Raw genomic sequence first — 21,963 nt, 5'->3', positions numbered from 1 at the left:
CTTAACGCTCCTCTCCCATCTTAACCGCCTGATGTACGCGAAGCCTGCGGATGTGCAGGAACAGCATGGTCGCACCAGCCAGCATCATAAAGGCGACTACGAAATAAATTTGCACGGTGTCCTTCATATCAAACACGATACGGAATGGTGGGACTGACGTGGCTACATTATCGGTCGTCTGCAGGAACGGCAGGAACAGCACGCTGGCAAGCCTGCCAATCAATATGCCGAGCGCGATCGACAGCCCCGCAGTAAATACCTGTTCCAACAGCAGCATGCCGGTGAGCTGTCGCTTCGATAGCCCCATCGCCCTCAGCACCCCGAACTGAACTACGCGACCCGACAGATTGAAGAACCAGTAGAGCACATAGCCAGCCAGCGATACAATTACGGATACGAGGAAGCCGAGGCTTAAGATTCCGAATACACCGCCCCGCGTCGGATGCTTCGCCTGGGTTGCCAATTCAATCCTTACATCCTCTACCGAAGCAAGCTCAACACCTTTGCTCGCCAGTTCATTCATAATCGATCCGGTTTTTACGCCATCCTGAACCTTCAACCAAACCTTGTAAGGAGTCATTGGCACCTGATCATAGATATAATCCAGATTGGCGATAATGAAGGGTGTCTTGTCAGGGTATTGCGTCGGCCAATACGGCAAAATGCCGACAACTACGAACTCGACCATACCGTCAGCCATTCCAGCCGAAACAATGTCATTCACCTTAAGCTGGTATTTCTCCGCTATATTAGAAGGGATAATAGCCGCATGTTCATAAGCGCCAAGCAGGTTCAAATACTGGTACGGGTGCGCCGGGAACAGGTCGTTGCGGAACCAGGCTACCTTCGCAAAGTCCACATTATCTATCCCCATAACATTCCCCTGGCCGATTGAACGGCCGGATACGACGATATTCGCTTTCGCGTTAAGCACGCGTGCCGCGGCTTCTACCCCGTTAAGAGTACGGTATACTTCAAACGGCGGCTCCGAGTAGATCATCTTCGCTGGTCTCTGGTTTTCATTGCCGCCTCCCGGACTTCCCGGATTGCCCCCTGAATTTCCGCCCGAATTCCCATTGTCAGGCTTGCCCGGCTGATTGGGTTTGTTAGGCTTAAGCGGTCTCTCCGGCTGGGCCGGCCATACAGATTCGATGACAACATCGGTACCGTATTGATAGAGCGTGCGCTCCGTGGAATTCAGGTCAATTGTCCGGGCTGCCGAAGCGTTATATACGCCAAGACCCAGCGTCAGAATAAGCAAAATCATCAGCGGATAATAAGCCTTCGAAGAACGCGACAACTGAGCAAGCGTCAAATAGAGCGGCACAGGCAAAAACCGTTTGCCAAGCCAGTTAAACAGCTTCAACAACCACGGGAAAATACGCAGGAAGAACAGTCCCATGGCAAAGATTGCAAGCGCCGGAACAAAAAACAAGAACGGCTGTACGTTCAATTGATCCGTAGTCATCCCGGTTTGGAACGAGATCATCTGGCGCTCGTTGAACAGATACCATCCGTAACCTGCAGCCCCCAGCAGCAGCACATCCAGGAACCAGCGCTGCCAGATCGGGCCGCGGTCGGAACGCGCAAGCTGCTGCTTATAGTTCACGATCGACGAACGGGCATAGATAATGGCCGGTACGACCGTAGCCAGAATCGCCAGAAATACAGCCGAGCCCCCGGCAATCCAGGCTTCTGTAGAGAATCCGACCGGAATCGACTTGCGGTCTACGAAGGTTAGAAAGCCGTTTGCCGAGCCGATGCTCTTGGCCATGAACCATCCGAGCATTGGGCCTGCCGCCATCGCCACCGCGCCAAGTAGCAATCCCTCCAGCAGGTAAATCCAGATAATCTGGCCCGTCCCCGCTCCCCGGCTCCGCAACACGGCAATGTCGCTGCGCTGTTTATCCAGCGACTGCCTGGCGTTCATAGCAATAAAGTAGAAGACCATGGCCAGCATCGGAATCGCGAGCGTAAAGAGCATGGTTTGCAACTGCAAGCTTTGTGTTCTGAAATTCGACAGGATGGAAGCAAACGAAATTTCCACCTTCGTATTTTTCAACATTTGATAGAGCTCAATATTCAAACGCTCTAACGTATTGCTTAATGGCGACAGCTGGCTTGTTTTGATTTCTCGCAAATCAAACGCATAATACCAGTTCGCCGTATGGAGCGGCGCCTTGTATTTGGTCAAGACGCCTTCATTAAAGGCCTTGTTGCTAATTTGCAGCACATTCATCAGGCCTTCCAGACCTTGGTACCAGTAAGGATCAGAAGGGTCCTTAGGCGTATACGCGCCAACGATCTTCACACGAAGCTTCTGACCGCTAACCGGATAAAAGAAGACATCCCCGATATGAATATCGTTGCGGTACATTCCCTCTTCCAATATAACCGCCTCAAGTATTCCGCCGACATCTACAGCAGAACCATTCACCCAACGCCCTTGGGCCAATTCCGCTTTGTCCTCCAGCCCTGTGCTTGTAACAAGCGACAGCTGGCGCTTGCGGCTCGCATCGACCTTTGTCGGGTCCTCCGGTGTAACCTCGGCATTGCGAACGCCGAGCGTCTCAACAAAAGTCTGGTACGGAAAGCCGATTTGCTTCGGAACCCCATCCTTGATGTACGACGAGACAGTATGCAATGAGGCCAGATTCGTTGCTTCGCCTCCTGACGCCTGATATCTCATCAAGAGTGAACCGGCAGGCAAGCCCGTACTTTGCTCCCGGAGCGAGGTAGCGACGACACGCTTCAGAGCGCCGTCGGCATACATCGGAATACTTGTTGCGAATGCCACTGCCAGTATCAATCCCGCCAGCGTGCTGATCGTAAGCCAGCGCGTGTTCCACATTTTGCGAAACAAAAAACGAAATAGCGGCATTCTCATCGATTATCTACCTACAACTTTCTGCCCAGGCTTTAATCCCTCCAGGATTTCCACCTGTGTGGACGTTTGCTGTCCGACAGCAACGTCAACCTCGCGCCTGCCCTCTCCATCCACAACCTGAACATAGGTACGTGAACCGATTGTGCGCAGGGCGGAAGGAGGAATAACGATGGCGTTTTCTTTGCGGTTTGTAATAATTTTAATCGATAATGGCGTTCCCCGATTCAGGTCCTCAGGCATTTTATCCAGCTCCACAATAAGGAAATCCTCAGGTTTCTCGGAGTTATTATTTCCTCCAGGGTTGCCGTTGTTGTTATCGTCCTGCTTCATCGGGAACTGCTTGACCTTGCCTTGGTGCTTGCCGGCATTGTTGATATCGACTTCAACCGGCATGCCGATCGCAATCGAATTCAGCTTATCCTTGGAAACATTCGCAGCCACGAGCAGATGCGTTGTATCTGCAATAATCGCAATCGGATCATAGGATTTGATGGAATCGCCCTTCTTTGCAGTCACGGAAATTACCGTACCTGAGAATGGAGCTGTAAGCTTGGCTTTGGCGATATCGGCTTCCTTGTCGAGAATGTCCTGCTTGGCCTGTTCAAAGACAATAACCGCCTCCTCAAACTCAATGTCGGAAAGCTCATCCCGCTTGCGCAGCGTTTCCTTCATTTGAACTTCCTGGGTGCGGAACTTCAAGCGATCAGACCGCAAAGACTTCTCCATGGCTGTAACGTCGAGTTCCGCAATAACCTGGCCTTCCTTCACATTGTCGCCGGGTTTGACCGCAATGCTTTTGAGCTTCATGCCATCCAGTTGGAAAGAAGCGGTCTCCTCCTGCACGGACAGCAACTTGCCGCTCCCTGTAACTGCAGTTTCCAAAGTTGTTGTAGTAACCGTATACTCCGGTTTTTTGGAAACCTGCGGAGGTGTAATCGGCGGCAAAACCTCCTCATCCTCTTCCTTCGGCAGCAGCGAGCAGCCGCTTGTTACAGCAAGCGCGGCGCCAAGCATCAGCACAAGCGCGGTTCTCATCCATTTGCCCCGCCTTGGCTGGTTCGGGTTCATTTTCTGGGGCAGTTCATCAGATAATTTAGACGAATTTTCCGTCCACCATTTCGTAGACATGGTCAGCAACCTCCAAAATCGTAGGATCATGCGTTGTCATACAAATTGAAACGCCTTCCGTTTGAATAATATTTTTGAATACGGCCATAATTTGGGCGGACATCTGGGAATCCAGCTCGGCAGTCGGTTCATCCGCTAAAAGAAGGCGCGGACGATGCGCAATCGCTTTGGCAATTGCCACGCGTTGCTGCTCTCCCCCGGAAAGCTCGAACGGACGGTGATGCATCCGCTTGCCCAGTCCCACCAACTCCATGACCTCTATCACTCTCGGCTTCCACTGTGCCTTGGGCACCTGGGCCATGCGCAGGGAAAGCTCTACGTTCTCATAAGCGGACAATAGCGGCATTAGAGCAAAGGCCTGAAAAATAAAGCCCATGTCTTTCCTTCTAACCGTAGTTCGCTTGTCATCGCCTAATTTATGAAATGGCTTGTCGTCGAACCAGATTTCACCCTCGGTCGGCTGATCAAGGCCGCCAAGCATATTAAGCAGCGTCGTCTTGCCGGAACCGGAGCGGCCGCGCAGCATGACAAGCTTCTGATACTGCACTTCCATATGTATGCCCTTTAGAACATGCAAAGGCTTGCCCCCAACCTGAAAGGTGCGGACAACCCCCTGTACATTCATTAAAGGACCGCTCGGGACAGGACGGTTTAGCACAAGGTCTCTTGCGGCAGCCGTTTCCTGCTTCACTGCGGATACGTCCGCTTCATCGGAGAGCTCTGCAGCTTCTTTCTCATCCTGATCTGCAACAGCCGCTTGGGCTCCCGCTTTCTCTTTTTTCCACCATTTCATCGTCTTAAGACCTCCCTTCCTGATTCCAGGCATAATGCCGGCTCGGCTGCAACCCGCCATTTTCACAAAAACATGTAAGCTGTATACTCCAAACTTGACTGGAAAATCCATGTTGCAAAAATTAGAGTATTTTCATCTAACATATAGACGATATAGTCAGATAAAAAGTTACGTCATTTGAACGTAAAAAATTATTTTAAAAAACAAGCACGAGCTGCGCAGCCCGTGCCTGTTCGTGATTGCCTTTAGTTGCCGAACGATTGAGGGTCCTCGCGCCATGATTTCAACAGCGCAACATCCCCCTCTTGGATGGTGCCCAGTTCCAAAGCGGCGTCAATCAATGCCGTATAGTTGGACAATGTCGCAAGCGGGATACCTGCTTCATGGAACGCTTCCTCTGCGCGTGCCAGCTGATAGGTGAAGATCGCCACAACGCCTTGCACGTCTCCGCCAGCTTCAGCGACGGCCTGGGCCGCTTTGATGGAGCTGCCTCCTGTGGAGATCAGGTCTTCAATAATGACTACTTTTTGGCCTGCGGCCAGCTTGCCCTCGATCTGATTTTGTTTCCCGTGCCCTTTGGCTTTGTCGCGGATATAGATCATAGGCAGACCCAGCTTCTGCGAGACCCATGCCGCATGGGGAATTCCTGCTGTCGCTGTTCCTGCGATGACATCAGCATCCGGGTACAGCTCCTTGACCAATGCCGCGAAGCCTTCTGCAATGATATCGCGAATCTCGGGGTAAGACATGGTCAGCCGGTTATCGCAGTAAATCGGGGATTTGATGCCGGAAGTCCATGTAAAAGGTTCATTCGGACGCAAAGCGACAGCTTCAATATTCAGCAAGTGCTTGGCAATTTCCTTAGGCAAATTGGCAAGTGATAGACTACTCATCGTTCAACCAGCTCCTTTATAATGGTTTCCAATGCGGTACGAGGGTCAGCCGCAGAGGTAATCGGACGCCCGATTACCATATAATCCGTTCCTGCATCCAGTGCCTGGCGCGGTGTCATAATTCGGGACTGGTCGCCGATGTCGGCTCCGGCGGGACGAATCCCCGGCGTAATGGTTTTAAAGGCTTGTCCACATGCGTTCTTGATCAGTCGGACTTCTTGCGGCGAGGCAACAACGCCATCCAGTCCAGCCTGCCTGGTCAGCTGAGCGTAGCGAACAACCGCTTGCTCCACCGTTCCTTCAATTCCGATCTCTTCATTAAGTACAACTTGGCTTGTGCTTGTCAGTTGAGTGACCGCAATAATAAGCGGACGCTGCAATCCCGTTCCGGCGAGCGCCAGCTCTGCTCCCTCAACTGCTGCCTCCATCATTTTCAGCCCCCCGGCTGCATGGACGTTGAATACATCCACTCCGAGCTTCGCGATGCTGTTCGCTCCGCCTTTAACCGTATTGGGGATGTCATGCATCTTCAAATCGAGGAAAATATGATAGCCGCGCTTCTTCAACCCTTCAATAAATGAAGGACCCGCAGCATAGTAAAGCTGCATGCCCACCTTCAGAAAGCACGGGATGCCATCCAGCTCGCGCAGCAGTCCCTCCGCCGCCTCGGCATTCGGATAATCCAGAGCAACCATGACACGGCTTGCCGCTTCCTCACGTGTTAGCGTGCGCACATTGGACATTCCAAGCCCTCCTTAGTTGTTGACAGAATAGACGGCCTGCCTGCCGCACCCGTCCTCAACAGGAGCGGGTGGCAGCCGGAGGCCGCATGATTTTCAGGTTATGATCAGGATTGCAGTACAGGCATTGCGCGGGAGGAGAAGTTGATGGTCTCCAACATGTTCAACAATGCGCGTACAGTATCCAGTGATGTCATACAAACAACACCGTTCTCAACCGCTTCACGACGAATTCGGAAGCCGTCGCGCTCAGGTGTCTTGCCCTTTGTCAGCGTATTGACGACAAAGCTTGCTTGACCGCCGCGGATCAGATCGAGAATATTCGGCGTACCTTCACTCAGTTTGTTGACGTGAGTTACTCTCAGTCCTGCCTCTTCCAACGCAGTAGCTGTTCCGCCGGTTGCAATGATATTGTAGCCAAGCTGGTAGAAGCCTCTCAGAATTTCAATCGCTTCTTCCTTGTCCTTGTCCGCAACAGTCGCAATAATTCCACCTGTTGTCGGAATTTTCATTCCTGCGCCAATCAGGCCTTTATACAGGGCTTTGGCATATTGAACATCGCGGCCCATCACTTCACCAGTCGACTTCATCTCAGGCGTCAGTGTCGGGTCAACACGGCGAAGCTTCGCGAAGGAGAAGACCGGCACTTTAACCGATACGTACTCGTCTTCCGGCCACAGTCCGTCCGCATAGCCCAGATCGGCCAGCCTTGTGCCCAGAATCGCTTTGGTCGCCAGGTTGGCCATCGGAAGATTGGTGACCTTGCTCAGGAATGGTACGGTGCGGGAGGAACGAGGATTAACCTCGATCACATACACCTTTTCCTTATGGATGACGAACTGGATATTGACAAGTCCGATTACCTTCAACTCTTTGGCGATACTGATTGTAATATTGATAATTTGATCCTTGATATCCTGGGACAGTGATTGCGGCGGATACACTGCAATCGAGTCTCCGGAGTGAACGCCCGCCCGCTCAACATGCTCCATGATGCCCGGAATCAATACCGTCTCGCCGTCGCAGATGGCGTCAACTTCTGCTTCTTTGCCAAGCATGTAGCGGTCGATCAGAACCGGATGCTCCGGATTGATTTTAACCGCTTGCTCCATGTAAGTGAGCAGTTCCTGATCGGAGTAGACGATTTCCATTGCGCGTCCGCCCAGTACATAGGATGGGCGCACCAGTACCGGATAGCCGATTCCGCTTGCCGCATCTACAGCTTCCGACACGGAAGTTACCGTTGTACCTTGCGGCTGGGCAATGTCCAGCTTACGCAGAAGCGCTTCGAACTTTTTGCGGTCTTCTGCCGCATCGATCGATTCCAGGCTGGAGCCGAGAATTTTGACGCCGGCACTGCTTAGCGGAGCAGCCAGGTTGATTGCGGTTTGTCCGCCGAACTGTACAATAACGCCGATCGGTTTCTCTTGCTCAATGACGTTCATGACATCCTCGAAGAACAGCGGCTCGAAGTAGAGACGGTCCGAGGTATTGAAGTCAGTTGATACAGTCTCCGGGTTGTTATTGATAATAACCGCCTCGTAGCCCGCATTTTGGATCGCCCATACCGCGTGAACGGTGGAGTAGTCGAACTCGATCCCTTGCCCGATGCGGATTGGGCCTGAGCCGAGCACCAGCACTTTTTCTTTTGTCGTCTCGGTGACTTCATTTTCAGTCTCGTACGTCGAGTAGTAGTAAGGGGTTGTTGCCTCAAACTCTGCTGCGCACGTGTCTACCATTTTGTACACTGGACGGATGTTTTGAGCGAGACGGAACTCGCGAACCTGAGCTTCGGTTGTATACTCGGCGCCAGGCTGTCCTTCATGACGAAGCTCAGCGATCGAACGATCAGTGAAGCCCATGCGCTTGGCTTTGTAAAGCAGTTCAGCAGTGAATTCCGATGCTTGGCGAAGCTCATCTTCAAACTGTACAATACGCTCCAGCTTGTCAAGGAACCACCAGTCGATTTGCGTCAGGTCCTGAATATGCTGGAGGCTCCAACCACGGCGGAATGCTTCCGCAACCAGGAACATACGTTCATCATCCGGCTTTTTCAGTCGTGTTGCCAGTACTTCATCATCAAGGGTTACAGCTTCTTTGAGATGAATGCGGTGAGCGCCGATCTCCAGCGAGCGAACCGCTTTATGAATCGATTCCTCGAATGTGCGGCCTATTGCCATCACTTCACCGGTTGCTTTCATTTGCGTGCCCAGCTTGCGGTTTGCCGAGATGAACTTGTCGAACGGCCAGCGTGGAATCTTCGATACAATATAGTCAAGTGTCGGCTCGAAGCAAGCATACGTTTGACCGGTTACCGGGTTTACGATTTCGTCCAGCGTGTAGCCGATCGCGATTTTCGCAGCCATCTTGGCAATCGGGTAGCCGGTCGCCTTCGACGCAAGCGCCGAGGAACGGCTAACGCGCGGGTTAACCTCGATGACATAGTATTGATAGCTTTGCGGGTCCAAAGCGAATTGTACGTTGCAGCCGCCCTCGATGTTCAAGGCGCGGATAATTTTCAGGGAAGCGGAGCGCAGCATCTGATACTCGCGGTCAGACAATGTCTGGCTCGGGGCGACTACGATACTGTCACCGGTATGAACGCCAACCGGATCGAAATTTTCCATATTACAGACGACGATACAGTTATCAGCCGCATCGCGCATGACTTCATACTCCACTTCCTTCAAACCGGCGATGCTCTTCTCGATCAAACATTGGTTAATCGGGCTGTAGCGGATACCTGAAGCTACAGTTTCAACCAGCTCTTCTTCATTTGAGCAAATTCCGCCGCCTGTTCCGCCCAACGTATAAGCCGGACGCACAATGATCGGGTAGCCGATTTCGTTAGCAAAATCAACAGCTTCCTGAATCGTCGTTACAATGACGCTCTCCGGTACCGGCTGCTCCAGCTCACGCATCAAATCGCGGAACAAGTCACGATCTTCCGCTTTCTCGATTGCTGTCAGCTGCGTACCGAGCAGCTTCACATTTTCACGCTCAAGCACGCCTGCACGGGCCAGTTCAACCGCCATGTTCAGTCCAGTCTGGCCGCCGAGCGTAGGCAGCAGTCCATCCGGGCGCTCCTGGCGGATAATTTGGGTTACGAATTCCAGAGTAATGGGTTCGATGTAGACTTTGTCCGCCATGTTGGTATCGGTCATGATGGTAGCCGGGTTGCTGTTGATCAGCACAACCTCCATGCCTTCTTCCTTCAATGCCTGGCAAGCCTGTGTGCCGGCGTAGTCAAACTCTGCCGCTTGGCCGATGACAATCGGACCTGAGCCGATAACGAGAATTTTTTTGAGTTCATTATTTTTGGGCATATTGAAGTTCTCCTTTCAACGTCTCCGACAGCTCAGCCTGGCGCGGTTTTTTCGGATTATTGCGTTTATGTTCACGAATCATCTCAATAAATTGATCGAACAGATAGCTGGAGTCAAAAGGTCCAGGCGCTGCCTCCGGGTGATACTGCACGGTGAAGGCTGGATGGACATTGTGCTTCAGCCCTTCGATCGTACGGTCATTGTTATTGATATGGGTTACGGACAAGTCAGTGCCGGCAATGGTTTCTTCAAGCACCGTATAACCGTGGTTTTGCGATGTGATGAAGCAGCGACCGCTTGCCAATTCCTTCACCGGGTGGTTTCCGCCGCGGTGTCCGAATTTCAGCTTGCTGGTGTCGGCGCCACAGGCAAGCGCGAACAGTTGGTGTCCGAGGCAAATGCCGAAGATCGGGTATTCACCGAGCAATTCCTTAATTGTATCTGCTGCATGCAGAACATCTTTAGGGTCCCCAGGGCCGTTGGAGAGCTGAATGCCATCCGGGTTCAGGCGGCGAATCTGTTCTGCTGTTGTATCATGCGGCACGACAACTACATCGCAGCCGCGCTTGGTCAGTTCTCTCAAAATACCGCTCTTTGCGCCAAAGTCCATCAGGACGATACGCTCTTTGTCCCCCGGGCTGGAGAATACATGCTTGGTTGAAGTGCGGTCAACCTGGTCGGTAAGCAGCGGAGCAGCTTTCAGACGCTCAAGCAACTCTGCAACGCTCTCGCTGCCGGTAGTCAGAATCCCCTTCATCGTTCCGTGGTGGCGCAAAATACGGGTAAGCATACGGGTATCGATGTCGCTGATGCCCGGAATTCCGTACTCTTTCAACAGATAGTCCAGAGAATATTGCGCGCGCCAGTTGCTTGGCACAGGCTCATGGCGGCGTACGACAAAGCCATGTATATAGGGACGAACCGCTTCAAAGTCGTCACGGTTGATCCCATAGTTCCCGATCAAAGGATATGTCATGGTTACAATTTGTCCACAATAGGACGGATCGGACAGCACTTCCTGGTATCCTGTAATTCCCGTATTAAATACGACTTCCCCTGCGCTCTCCGTCTGGGCGCCAAACGATTGGCCTGTAAACAAGGTTCCGTCCTCTAACAACAATCTTGCTTGCATGTCATATCACTCTCCTAGTTAACTGTAACTTTATCATTCCGTTATGTTTTCTATCTATAATGCGCTTATTCGGACCAGGCAACCGTACCGTCTACAATCGTCAGTACCGGCCAGCCTTGCAGCTTCCAGCCGCCAAATGGCGTATTTTTACCTTTGGATACAAAGCTTTGCGGGTCAACCTCGCGTTCATTTACCAGATCGATCAGGGTCAGATCAGCAGGCGCGCCTGCTTCCAGACGACCGCTGCTTAGTCCAAATACTCGTGCAGGCTCGCTCGTCATTCGCTCCAGCAAAAAGCCGAGGCTCCACTTGCCGGTTTTGACGAATTTGGTGTACATCAGCGGGAATGCCGTCTCGAAGCCTGTAATGCCGAATGGCGCCAGCAGCATGCCGCGCGCTTTCTCCTCTGCACTGTGCGGAGCGTGGTCGGTTACGATAATATCGATCGTTCCATCCTCGATCCCTTCAATAACCGCTTGTACATCACGCGGCGAACGGAGCGGCGGGTTCATCTTCCAGTTGGCATCCAGCGAAGGAATATCCTCGTCCGACAGAATCAGATGATGCGGGCAAACCTCGGCTGTAACCTGAATGCCGACCTGCTTCGCCAGTCGAATCAGACGTACTGACTGCTCGGTGCTCACATGGCAAACATGATAATGAACGCCTGTCGCCTCGGCAAGCAGCACATCGCGGCCGACATGAATTGCTTCCGATTCATTTGGAATCCCTTTGAGTCCATTCTCCCGTGCGAACTTGCCATCCGTTACCGCAGCGCCTACAACCAGAGAATCATCTTCACAATGCGCGATAATCGGCATCCCCAGCGAATGAGCAAGCGCCATTGCGTCTTTCATCATTTGGGCATTTTGCACGCCGACGCCGTCATCGGTAAATCCGATGGCGCCCGCTTCCTTCAATGCGGCAAAGTCTGTCAGTTCCCGGCCCAGCTCATTTTTTGTAATTGCCGCATATGGCAACACTTTAACTGCGCCTTTGTCTTTTGCCTTGTTCAAAATATATTTGACGGTATCCGGCGTATCCGTAACCGGACGTGTGTTAGGCATACAAGCGATTGTCGTAAAACCGCCCTTTGCCGCCGCCAGCGTACCCGTTTCAATATCTTCTTTATATTCAAAGCCCGGGTCGCGCAAGTGAACATGCATGTCGATCAACCCTGCGGAAACCAGCTTGCCTTGCGCGTCAATCACTTCTGCGCTGCCCGTGTCGGGAAGCTCGGCCGTCAGTTCGGCGATTTGTTTGTTCTCAATCCGAATATGGAGCGTTTGAAGCTCCTTTGTTTCGTTGTCCCATACTTTGCCGTTCACTATCCATAATGACATTGCCGCCATTCCCCTTTCTTTATTGAAGCGATCTTTCAATTACAGCCATGCGCACCGGAACGCCGTTTTGCATTTGCGGGAAAATCCGCGATTGCGGGTGCTCAACCAGCTCATCATCAATTTCCACATTCCGGTTAACCGGTGCAGGATGCATGATGATCGCATGAGGAGCAATCCTTGCAGCCCGTTCTACCGTCAGCCCAAATTGCTGTCTGTACTCCTCTGCGGACTTGATCATGCCGCTCTCATGCCGTTCAAGTTGTACCCTCAGCATCATAATTACATCGGCTTTGAGCGCTTCATCGATGCTAACAATCGGAGCGCCCAATTCGGGAGCTTGCATATTCGGCGGAGCGCAGAAGACGACTTGCGCACCAAATTTGGTGAGTGCCCACAGGTTGGAGCGCGCTACGCGGCTGTGCAGAATGTCACCGATAATGGCGACTTTCAGTCCTTTCAAATCCCCAAACTGCTTGCGCATGGTGTACAGGTCGAGCAGCGCCTGTGTCGGATGCTCGTTATTGCCGTCCCCGGCATTAATGAGCGGCACATTAACCTTCTCGGCCAGCTCGGCGAGTATGCCGTTTGGTTTCAGGCGAATCACGCCAGCGTCAATCCCCATCGATTCAAGCGTGCGCACCGTATCATAAATCGATTCGCCCTTTTGCACACTGGATACCGCTGCGGAGAAGTTCAACACTTCAGCGCCTAGTCTTTTTTCTGCTACTTCAAAGGAAAAGCGGGTTCTCGTGCTGTTCTCAAAAAACATGTTGGCAACGAATTTGCCAGTCAAAACGGGGTTTACTTTTTCCGGATGGCTTTCCCAGTGAGCCGCTCGGTTCAAAATCGACTCTATTTCCCCCCGTCCCAGCTCTTTCAATCCCAACAAGCTTTTTTGTCTGATTTGAGTCAATGTCATCCCGCCTGCCCCCTATGATGTATAATCGTCACCTTGTCACTTCCGTCAAATTCAGTCAGTGATACGTTAATTTCCTCCAGCTTCGATGTCGGTACATTCTTGCCGACGTAATCCGGGCGGATCGGCAGTTCGCGATGTCCTCTGTCAACCAGAACCGCCAGCTGGATCAGTTGCGGTCGCCCGCGGTCCATAAGCGCATCCATTGCGGCGCGAATTGTTCTGCCTGTATAAAGCACGTCATCGATGAGGATGACTTTCTTATCCTGAATCGAGATCGGCTGGCCGCCGTTTTCCAGACAGGCGGTTGATTCTCCAGCCGCCTCTGTCAATCTTCCGTTTTCCCGGTCATCGCGGTAAGAGGTGATATCCAGTTCCCCCACATCAACCGGCTTGCCTTCAATGTCAGCTATCCGTTCGGCAATCCGCTTGGCCAGATAGATGCCGCGGGTGCGGATACCGACGAACAGGCAATTGTCGATGCCTCTGTTCTTCTCCACAATTTCATGGGCAATTCGTGTCAGCGCCCTGCGCATTGCGGTATCGTCCATAATAACATGCTGATCTTGCGTCATTACCTGCTGCCTCCTTCCGGTCATCACAGACGCGAATTTGCAAAAAAGACTCCTTGCGGCGGGCGCAAGGAGTCTGAGGGCAGAAAAACAGCCACCTCGTTCAGGAATTCATAACTAAGCCGCAGCTTAGCCGATTTCTCATTGAACAAAAGAGCTTTCCAACCTGTCACGCTACCTTGTCAGCCTCACGGGACTGCACTTAAAGGTACTACTATTCGATTAAAGAGAATTATGCCACGTTCGACAAAAGATGTCAAGAGTAAGGGGAGGAAAACAGTCCAGGAATCGCCGCAATGCTTGTTCGTGCTTTTACAGCAAGCGACCAAAGTCGCCTACGACGCAAAGAGCGCAAGCTCCAAGGTCGGCTTCACTCCGATTTTACCCTTGGACTCGCGCTCTTGTTTCCTGCCTTGCTCTTGTCCTGCACGGTATTAAGCGATACCGCCCGTTTTGAAATGAAGCTTACGGCTGAAGCTCGAAGCTCCACTTCTGATTGTCTGCGTTTAGCCAATCCCATTGGTGCAAAATTGCTCCATCGCTCTGAGACACGCCCGACACATCAACGACTTTGCCGCTGTGTCTGGCAACAATGCGGAAGTAATTGCCGCCGGCGTCTTCAATTAGCCACTGCTGGTTCGTAGCCCCGGAGTACGTTCGCTGCTGCAGCGCAGCGCCTGAGGATGTAGATGCGCCGCTCACCTCCAGCGCCTTGTTGCTGCTGACGGCTGTTAGCGAATAATAGCCGTTGCCGACCGAGTTCAATCTCCATCTCTGGTTATTCGAACTTCCCCAGCTCCACTGTTGAATCGCTGCGCCATCGGCTGTCGATAGATCTTTCACATCCATCACTTTGCCGCTATGCTTCGCTGTAATGCGATAGACACCGCTGTCCACAAGACTAATCGAATTGACTTGGAATTTCTCCCACAGACCAATCGCCGTCCGGTTGGCGATAAGCGCCGCTGCACCGCCGTTTTCTGCTGCGACATACTTGCTATTAACGCTTGCTAAAAGAGAGATTGTGCCGTCTGAGTTGGACACCCACTGGAATCTCTCCTCCGAGCCGATGCTTGTGCTGCTGGCGATGAGCGAATTTGCTCCGCCGTTGCCTGCCGTGACATATTTGTTGTTCGCTGTTGATTGCAGAGCGATCAGGCCGGAGCCGGCATCGACGACCTTGAACTGCTCGGACAGACCGACGGTCGATTTGTTGGCGGTAAGGGCACTTGCTCCCCCGCTGCCTGCCGAGACGAACTGATTGTTGACTACTGCTTTGAGCGAAATGTAGGAAACAAGCGGCGCCGTTGCGGTCGGTTCCAATGTGAGATTGTTTTTCCACAAGGCGGTGTTGCCAACAATTAGACCGGCCGGATTAAGTAGCGAAGACTGAATATAAAGCTGTGCTTCCTTGCCGGCATTGGCGAACGCCGGTGTATTCCCCACGACCGTCGTATCGAGCTTCAATTGACCGCTGTTCAGCAAGGAGAAGCCCTGGCTGCCGGCGTTTTCAAAATTGCCCAGTTGAATCGCGATCGTACCGGCATTGATGTCAACCCCGTATTTAGGATGACCCCATAAATCTACGCTGAAGAAGGTCGTCTCGCCGCTGAAATTTGGCCCTGTCTCAAGGTAGCGGGTTGTGGCGCTGTCTCCGATTGACACAATCTGCGTGTTGATAAAGTTAAACCCGCCCGTGCCCATGGATTCGAACACAATCGCCTTGGTTGCCCCGTCAATGCCAAGTCCGAGACTTGTGCCGGTTGGGCCCCTGCCGTTCTCATTCACCGTTACAAGCCCTCTTGCGGAACCATAATGGAAATCGTTAAACAAGGTTTGGTTCACAACATCGCCCAGAATCATGAAATCCAGATTGTTGGCCGCATAGGCGTATACCGGGCTGTTGTCGCCAATCGGAGAGTTCGGCCAGCTGCCGAATTTCGATTCGCGTCCTACAGCGAACGCAAGCACATTAAACTGCAGATTTTTCACAGTGCCATTCACCGCGCCCCCACCGATGCGGATCGCGTTTTTGAAGGCATGGCCAGCCAGGGAATCCACATAGTGGTTATCCGTCCTGTTCGTGAACAGATCAACTCCGTTATAAGCGGCGCGCATTCCGACATTTACGATGTAGGCATTGCTGCCTGTCGCTCGAATCATATACGGATAAGGGGAGACATTCAGCGATACGGAAGCGTCCTGCTCCGGGTAGTTGAACGTAAGCCCTCTGACACCGCTATTCGCCGATACACTAAGGAACGGCGTTCCGGTGGCACTGCCGCGTCCTGCGTATACTTCCAGCGTGCTTCCTTGGCCTGTCGGCACTGTGCTGACATCGGACGAGCCCTTCAGCTCAACACCGGAAGGAATCGTCAAATTGCCGAGCACCTTGTACTTGCCGGGCGGCAGGAACACTACGCCGCCGCCGTCGGTTCCAGCCTGATTCAGCGCATTCTGGATCGCGGCCGTGTTGTCCGTAGTCCCGTTGCCAACCGCATTGAATGGAGCATTGGTCACGATGTAAAGAGCCTTGCGCGATGGTTTACGCGTCTCCGGCTTGATCTCCGGAAGTATCGGCAGCGGCTTGACTGTCGTCGCCGTATGGTCAATATGCGTCGCGTAGCGGGAATTGTTTGCGATATTGACAGGATTTGCAAAACGATTGCCGACAAGGATGCCGCGAGCCTCTGTACCGAGCACAACTTGTGGTGCTGCGTTGTTGAAGTCCGAGTTGCTTGCCGTGAACGTACCTCCGTTAATTTGCACCGTTCCGGCAGCAACAGTCCCTTGCTGCATCGAAATTCTCACCCGGGAAGTTGCATCGACTGCGATTGCGTTCACAGCGTTAATGCTGGATGCACTAAGCTGTACCACGCCCTTCGTATTCGGTCCGACGACGATGCCGGACTCGCTTTGATCGATTGTGACTTTGGTGAACATGATGCCGACTTCGTTCACGCTGTCAAATTTTATGGCAGTTTTGTTGCGAATGAAGTTCAAATTATAATGATGCCCATTAGGGTCCGATCCGGGCGTCGTAACGGACGGGCCCCCGAGATACCCGACATTGTATCCGTCAATCGTCACATTGGTCGTGTAGGACCAATCGTTCCGACGCATGACAATACCGGTTCCGTTGTTGTAAATCCACTGTTTGAAAGCTCCGTTTGGTGCAGGCGCATTCGTCAGACCTGAGCCGGACCAATATTCTGGCGCAAAATCTACCCAGTCAATTCGTCCGATATCGACGATATTGTCGAATTCGATGCCGCGGGACAGCGGTGTGCCGTAGACCCCGTTAATAACAGGACCGGCGCCCCCGTTTTGTCTAGAGAAGATGATGCCTGAATAGGCATTGACTAACGTAACGTTCTTGACATTGGCATACTCATTGCCGAAATAATTGGGTTTTCCAATTAGAATTGTAGGCGGATACGCCGTAATCGAATTCGGCAGCTGCTCCGGGTACCAGATCGAAAGGTCCATTACAGCCGACGATGTCACCATCGTAATAAATGGCGTCGCATTCTCGTTGCCGCGACCGGCATAAGCCATTAGAATCGTGCCTTGAATCGGCTGGCCCTTCACAGGCTTGTTCCACTCGCCGCGAATCGTAATGCCCTTCGGAATTTCCAGATTGCCGCGAATGACATACTTGCCTTCAGGAACGAATAGCGTTCCTCCTCCAAGTCTGTCGAGCGAATCAAGCAGATTTTGGAATATTGCCGTTACATCGGTCACGCCATCACCGGTCGCTCCGAAATCCTTTACGTTGTAGGCAGCCACAATCGTATCGGTTGTCGGATATTTGGGATCGATCAATTGCCAGTTCGGCGCAGGATCAGCCGCATGAGCCTTTTGCGCGGTATCCACGGTAACTACGGTTGTGAACAAGAGTGTAAAGATGATGAGGTACTGCCAAGCCTTCCGGTAAAATCGTAACATTGTCTAATTACCTCCTTTTATCAAATAAGAACAACCTACACTCAATGAAGCGCTTACAAAAATAAATCGCCTCCTTCATTCAATTCCAATTTAATCCCGTGATCCGCCGCCTTGCCCATATGCAGGGCAATGAAATCGCTTTCAATAGGCTCAACCTAATCATAATTTTTTTGGCAATGAAAACAATGGGGTAATCCGATATATTATGATGTATTATTGGCTTGTTGGATCATTTTGGCAGACAAAGGGGCTTCGATCCGGTGGAAAAGTTGATAATTACTGATTTACAATCCAATTGCAAAGCAAATAAGCGCAGACGACTTGAGCTCATTTGATGGGCCAAAAGCTTCGTTTCGCAAAAAATAAAAGGCAAAGAGATATTGAGATCCCTTTGCCTAATTTTATATTTTCACCCTTATAAAGGACGGAGAAGGAAGAATCCTTCATCTCACAAACTTAGCTTACGAATACGCTCCACAGCTTTTTCCGTATTCTCGCGGCTTCCGAAAGCTGTCAGACGGAAGTAGCCCTGCCCGCTTTGACCGAAACCTACGCCAGGCGTCCCGACAATATGCGCTTCGGATAGAAGCTTGTCAAAGAACGACCAGGAGTCGAGGCCTTGCGGAGTTTTCAGCCAGATGTAAGGGGCATTGACACCTCCAAATACTTCAAGACCAATCGACTGGAGACCATCGCGAATGATAGCTGCATTGGTCATGTAATAATCGAGAATTTCGGCAATTTGCGCTTTTCCTTCCGGGGAATAGATCGCTGCCGCGCCGCGCTGGGTTACATAGGACACGCCGTTGAACTTCGTCGTGTGGCGGCGGTTCCACAGATCATTAACAATGATAATATTTCCGTTCTCATCGAGAGCCTTAAGCTCGCGCGGAACAACGGTGTACGCGCAGCGTACGCCGGTAAACCCGGCTGTCTTGGAGAAGCTGCGGAATTCAATCGCCACTTCCTTGGCGCCTTCAATTTCATAAATGCTGTGCGGTACATCATCTTCACGGATGAATGCTTCATATGCAGAGTCGTACAATATAATGCTGTTGTTCGCCTTTGCATAGTCTACCCAATGCTTGAGCTCTTCTTTCGTCAATGTCATCCCGGTCGGATTGTTCGGGTAGCACAGGTATATCAAATCTGCTCTGCGCGATGGCAGACTAGGCTTGAACAAATTTTCAGCGCTGCTTGGCAAATAGACAATATTCTCATACTGGTTCGTCTCTTTGTTAAATTTGCCGGAGCGACCTGCCATAACGTTCGTATCCACATAAACGGGATATACAGGGTCCTGAACGGCTACAACCGCGTCCTGGCTGAAAATCTCCTGAATATTGCCGACGTCGCATTTGGAACCGTCGCTGACAAATACTTCATTGGCGTTCAATTCAATACCGCGGGATTTATAATCGCCTTCAATAATAGCATTGATTAGAAAATCATAGCCCTGCTCCGGCCCATAGCCGCGGAAAGAACCAGATTGCGCCAGTTCATCCACTGCACCGTGCATAGCATCTACGACAGCCTGAGGCAATCCCAATGTGACATCCCCGATACCGAGGCTGATAATTTGCGCATCCGGGTTTTCCTGCATGAATTTCGTTCTGCGTTTGGCGATTTCGGAAAAAAGATAGCTGCCCTGCAGCTCTGTATAGTTCTGATTAATTTTCGTCATTTTTCTCACCCTTCTTAGTGAAACATCCTTACTTAAGGATATCCTGTTTTGAGGATGGAAATAATGAAGGATTTAGCGAAAAATTTGTACTATTCGACGTTCATGAGCTCAAATATTACTGCGTGCGTAAGGTTTGCAGTTCAAATGCCATATCCTCTGGAATCGGGCGCTCGAATTCCAAATATTCCCCCGTACTCGGATGGTTGAATCCAAGTACGGCGGCATGAAGCGCCTGCCCTTTCAGCCCAATTGTCTTGCTGCGCCCGTACACTGGATCTCCCGCGAGCGGATGCCCGATATATTTCATATGCACGCGAATCTGATGCGTGCGCCCGGTCTCCAACTGCAATTCGAGCAGACTGTAATCGCCCAGTCTTTCCAGTACAACAAAGTGGGTTATCGATTCTTTGCTGTTGCGACTCGTCACCATGTACAACTTGCGGTCATGCGGGTCACGCCCAATTGGAGCATCGACAGTCCCCTGATCATGCGGCACATTCCCGTGGACAAGAGCAAGGTATCTTCTCGTTACGGTATGCGCTTTTAATTGTTCGGCAAGCGAATGATGAGCAGCATCGTTCTTCGCAGCCATTAACAGTCCTGAAGTATCCTTGTCAATCCGATGCACTATGCCCGGACGAAGCTGTCCGTTAATCCCTGACAGGTCTTTGCAATGATGCATGAGGGCATTCACGACGGTACCGGACGGATGTCCAGGGGCCGGGTGAACAACCATTCCACGCGGCTTGTTAATGACGATCACGTCTTTGTCTTCATAAACAACGTCAAGCGGGATGTCCTCGGGAACAATTTCCGTGGTCTCCGGCTCAGGAATTGTCAGTAGAACCTTGTCCCCTGCAGCAAGCTTCACATTGGCCTTGGAATTTCGTCCGTTAACCAGAACATGGCCTTGCTTGATCCAATCCTGCACCTGGGTTCTGGACACGTCCGCCCCAGCCCGTTCCGTAACAAACTTGTCCAGCCTTTCACCCGCTTGATCATCCACACTCCATTTAATTGTCTGAATGGATGTTTCAACTGCTTCTTCTGTCTCTTTCAGTTCCAATTCCAAATCTTCATTCTTTTCATTAAACGGATTGTTCACTGCCATCATTGCCTTCCTTTTCCTTCTTACTGTCTTCTTTCATGGACAAAATCGTATCAAGCAGAATCAGCCCAACCCCGCACACAATCGCTGAATCCGCAACATTAAAGATCGGGAAAATATAACTGCCAAAGGTAAACTGCAAAAAGTCCACCACTTCCCCGTACAACGCACGATCAAGAAAATTGCCTACCGCTCCGCCCAAAACCAACCCCAACGCAGACAGCAGCATCGGCTTGCCTGATTTGCGATTCACATAAATATACCAGATAATTCCCGCGACAACGATTACGGTAATGATCAGAAAGAATATCCGCTGACCCTCTAAAATACCAAAAGCTGCCCCTTTGTTGCGGTGGGAAGTGATAACAAAAAAGTTACCGATAACGCTGATTTTATCTCCAATTTGCAAATTTGTTGCAATGACCTTTTTCGTAATCCAGTCAACAATGAATACGAGCAAGGCGATCCAGTAATAATAATACGTTTTCATTCGTTCCCCTCCGGCGATTTGCGATTGGCTGATTTTACTAGCTTTTCGACCGCTAGTCATTGCGAACATTGTACCACAATTGCAGCCCGCATCACCAGCTATGGTCCGTGCCCATCTAATTGTCCAATTAAAAGCAAATCCCTGGATAAATGAATTCACTGTTTTCCGTGAACACTACACATATCCGTCATCTTTGGAGTTATTTTCGAAAGGAGTTTGTGTCCGCATGCGCACGATTACCGAACAACAACTATTGGAACTTCATAAGCGGCTGCTGGAGGACAGACAGGACATTGAACAGCGTATTTCTGCCAATACCCACTACGGCCTGGGCGACTCGCTCAGGGACAACACAGGCGAGCTTACTCCGATCGATAACCACCCGGGAGATCTGGCAACCGAACTGTATGATCGGGAAAAAGATATTGCTTTGCATGAGCAGGAAGAACTGCACTTGGCCCGGATTGAAGCCGCACTGAATGCCATTCACAAAGAGGAATACGGCGTCTGCCAGGTATGCGGCAATCCGATCCCTTACGAGCGTCTTGAAGCAATGCCAGATACGTTGTATTGTATTGAACATGCTCCCCGTCAATTTGTATCGGATGCGCGTCCAGTTGAGGAACAGTATTTGGCTTCGCCGTTCGGACGCAGCAGCCTCGATGAACGTGAGGATTACAACGGTTTTGACGGCGAGGACGCCTGGCAAATTGTTGAACAGTGGGGCAATTCCGATTCCCCGGCAATGGCTGAGCATCCGGGAGACGATTATAATCATATCCGCATTGAAGCCGATGAAAATGACGGTTTTGTCGAGTCATTGGAGAGCTTTCTCGCCACTGATATTACCGGCAATCATAAAGCTTTTTACCGCAACAGCCAATATCGCAATTACTGTGACACAGGCGAAGGCGATCTGACGCTCGAATACGGCGAGGATGATCTATAACCATAACAGGCTCCGCTCTGGCCCCTTTTCAAGGGCATAACCAGAGGGAGCCTG

15 protein-coding genes are annotated in these 21,963 nt (G+C 51.4%); 1 reads left to right on the top strand and 14 read right to left on the bottom strand.

Going from position 1 to position 21,963, the window contains the following annotated elements; genetic code table 11:
• Position 1: 1 nt before the first annotated feature.
• The 14 genes from JFN88_RS18450 to lspA all read right to left on the bottom strand — a co-directional run bounded on the left by JFN88_RS18450 (position 2) and on the right by lspA (position 20,960).
• Positions 2–2,887 carry an ABC transporter permease gene (locus tag JFN88_RS18450; RefSeq protein ID WP_199020758.1) on the bottom strand — a complete coding sequence of 962 codons (2,886 nt, stop codon included), beginning with the start codon at positions 2,885–2,887 and terminating at the stop codon, positions 2–4.
• A 3-nt stretch (positions 2,888–2,890) separates the two neighbouring features.
• The gene (locus JFN88_RS18445) at positions 2,891–4,015 is read right to left on the bottom strand and encodes an efflux RND transporter periplasmic adaptor subunit (protein WP_199020757.1); all 1,125 of its coding nucleotides are present in this window, start codon (positions 4,013–4,015) and stop codon (positions 2,891–2,893) included.
• The gene (locus JFN88_RS18440) at positions 3,981–4,808 is read right to left on the bottom strand and encodes an ABC transporter ATP-binding protein (RefSeq protein WP_199020756.1); all 828 of its coding nucleotides are present in this window, start codon (positions 4,806–4,808) and stop codon (positions 3,981–3,983) included. The genes JFN88_RS18445 and JFN88_RS18440 overlap by 35 nt, the downstream gene beginning before the upstream one ends.
• A 245-nt stretch (positions 4,809–5,053) precedes the next feature.
• Complete coding sequence (pyrE, locus tag JFN88_RS18435; protein WP_269846577.1) at positions 5,054–5,701, bottom strand: orotate phosphoribosyltransferase; 648 nt, start codon at positions 5,699–5,701, stop codon at positions 5,054–5,056.
• A complete protein-coding gene (pyrF, locus tag JFN88_RS18430; RefSeq protein ID WP_199020755.1) occupies positions 5,698–6,444 on the bottom strand; it encodes an orotidine-5'-phosphate decarboxylase in 747 nt (248 codons plus the stop codon). The genes pyrE and pyrF overlap by 4 nt, the downstream gene beginning before the upstream one ends.
• A gap of 104 nt (positions 6,445–6,548) precedes the next feature.
• Positions 6,549–9,767: a carbamoyl-phosphate synthase large subunit gene (carB, locus tag JFN88_RS18425; RefSeq protein WP_199020754.1), complete on the bottom strand. Its 3,219-nt coding sequence runs from the start codon at positions 9,765–9,767 to the stop codon at positions 6,549–6,551.
• On the bottom strand, positions 9,754–10,899 hold the full coding sequence (locus JFN88_RS18420) for a carbamoyl phosphate synthase small subunit (RefSeq protein ID WP_199020753.1): 1,146 nt from the start codon (positions 10,897–10,899) through the stop codon (positions 9,754–9,756). Before JFN88_RS18420 ends, carB begins: the two co-directional genes overlap by 14 nt.
• A 65-nt stretch (positions 10,900–10,964) precedes the next feature.
• Positions 10,965–12,242: a dihydroorotase gene (gene pyrC / locus JFN88_RS18415; protein ID WP_199020752.1), complete on the bottom strand. Its 1,278-nt coding sequence runs from the start codon at positions 12,240–12,242 to the stop codon at positions 10,965–10,967.
• Between the two features lie 19 nt (positions 12,243–12,261).
• Positions 12,262–13,161, bottom strand: a complete 900-nt coding sequence (locus JFN88_RS18410; RefSeq protein ID WP_199020751.1) for an aspartate carbamoyltransferase catalytic subunit — start codon at positions 13,159–13,161, stop codon at positions 12,262–12,264.
• The gene (pyrR, locus tag JFN88_RS18405; protein ID WP_199020750.1) at positions 13,158–13,733 is read right to left on the bottom strand and encodes a bifunctional pyr operon transcriptional regulator/uracil phosphoribosyltransferase PyrR; all 576 of its coding nucleotides are present in this window, start codon (positions 13,731–13,733) and stop codon (positions 13,158–13,160) included. Before pyrR ends, JFN88_RS18410 begins: the two co-directional genes overlap by 4 nt.
• A 462-nt stretch (positions 13,734–14,195) precedes the next feature.
• The gene (locus JFN88_RS18400) at positions 14,196–17,678 is read right to left on the bottom strand and encodes an RICIN domain-containing protein (protein ID WP_199020749.1); all 3,483 of its coding nucleotides are present in this window, start codon (positions 17,676–17,678) and stop codon (positions 14,196–14,198) included.
• Positions 17,679–18,126: 448 nt separating this feature from the next.
• Complete coding sequence (locus tag JFN88_RS18395; protein WP_199020748.1) at positions 18,127–19,362, bottom strand: LL-diaminopimelate aminotransferase; 1,236 nt, start codon at positions 19,360–19,362, stop codon at positions 18,127–18,129.
• A 115-nt stretch (positions 19,363–19,477) separates the two neighbouring features.
• Positions 19,478–20,476: an RluA family pseudouridine synthase gene (locus tag JFN88_RS18390; RefSeq protein ID WP_233168032.1), complete on the bottom strand. Its 999-nt coding sequence runs from the start codon at positions 20,474–20,476 to the stop codon at positions 19,478–19,480.
• Positions 20,451–20,960 carry a signal peptidase II gene (lspA, locus tag JFN88_RS18385; RefSeq protein ID WP_199020747.1) on the bottom strand — a complete coding sequence of 170 codons (510 nt, stop codon included), beginning with the start codon at positions 20,958–20,960 and terminating at the stop codon, positions 20,451–20,453. Before lspA ends, JFN88_RS18390 begins: the two co-directional genes overlap by 26 nt.
• Before the next feature lie 226 nt (positions 20,961–21,186).
• On the opposite strand from lspA, the gene JFN88_RS18380 reads away from it, so the two are divergent.
• Positions 21,187–21,909: a TraR/DksA C4-type zinc finger protein gene (locus JFN88_RS18380; protein WP_199020746.1), complete on the top strand. Its 723-nt coding sequence runs from the start codon at positions 21,187–21,189 to the stop codon at positions 21,907–21,909.
• The last annotated feature ends 54 nt before the right edge of the window (positions 21,910–21,963 follow it).

The organism is Paenibacillus roseus, from assembly GCF_016424485.1.
In the GTDB taxonomy this organism is placed as follows: Bacteria; Bacillota; Bacilli; order Paenibacillales; family Paenibacillaceae; genus Paenibacillus_D; species Paenibacillus_D roseus.
This window is presented reverse-complemented; position numbering and strand designations above follow the sequence as displayed.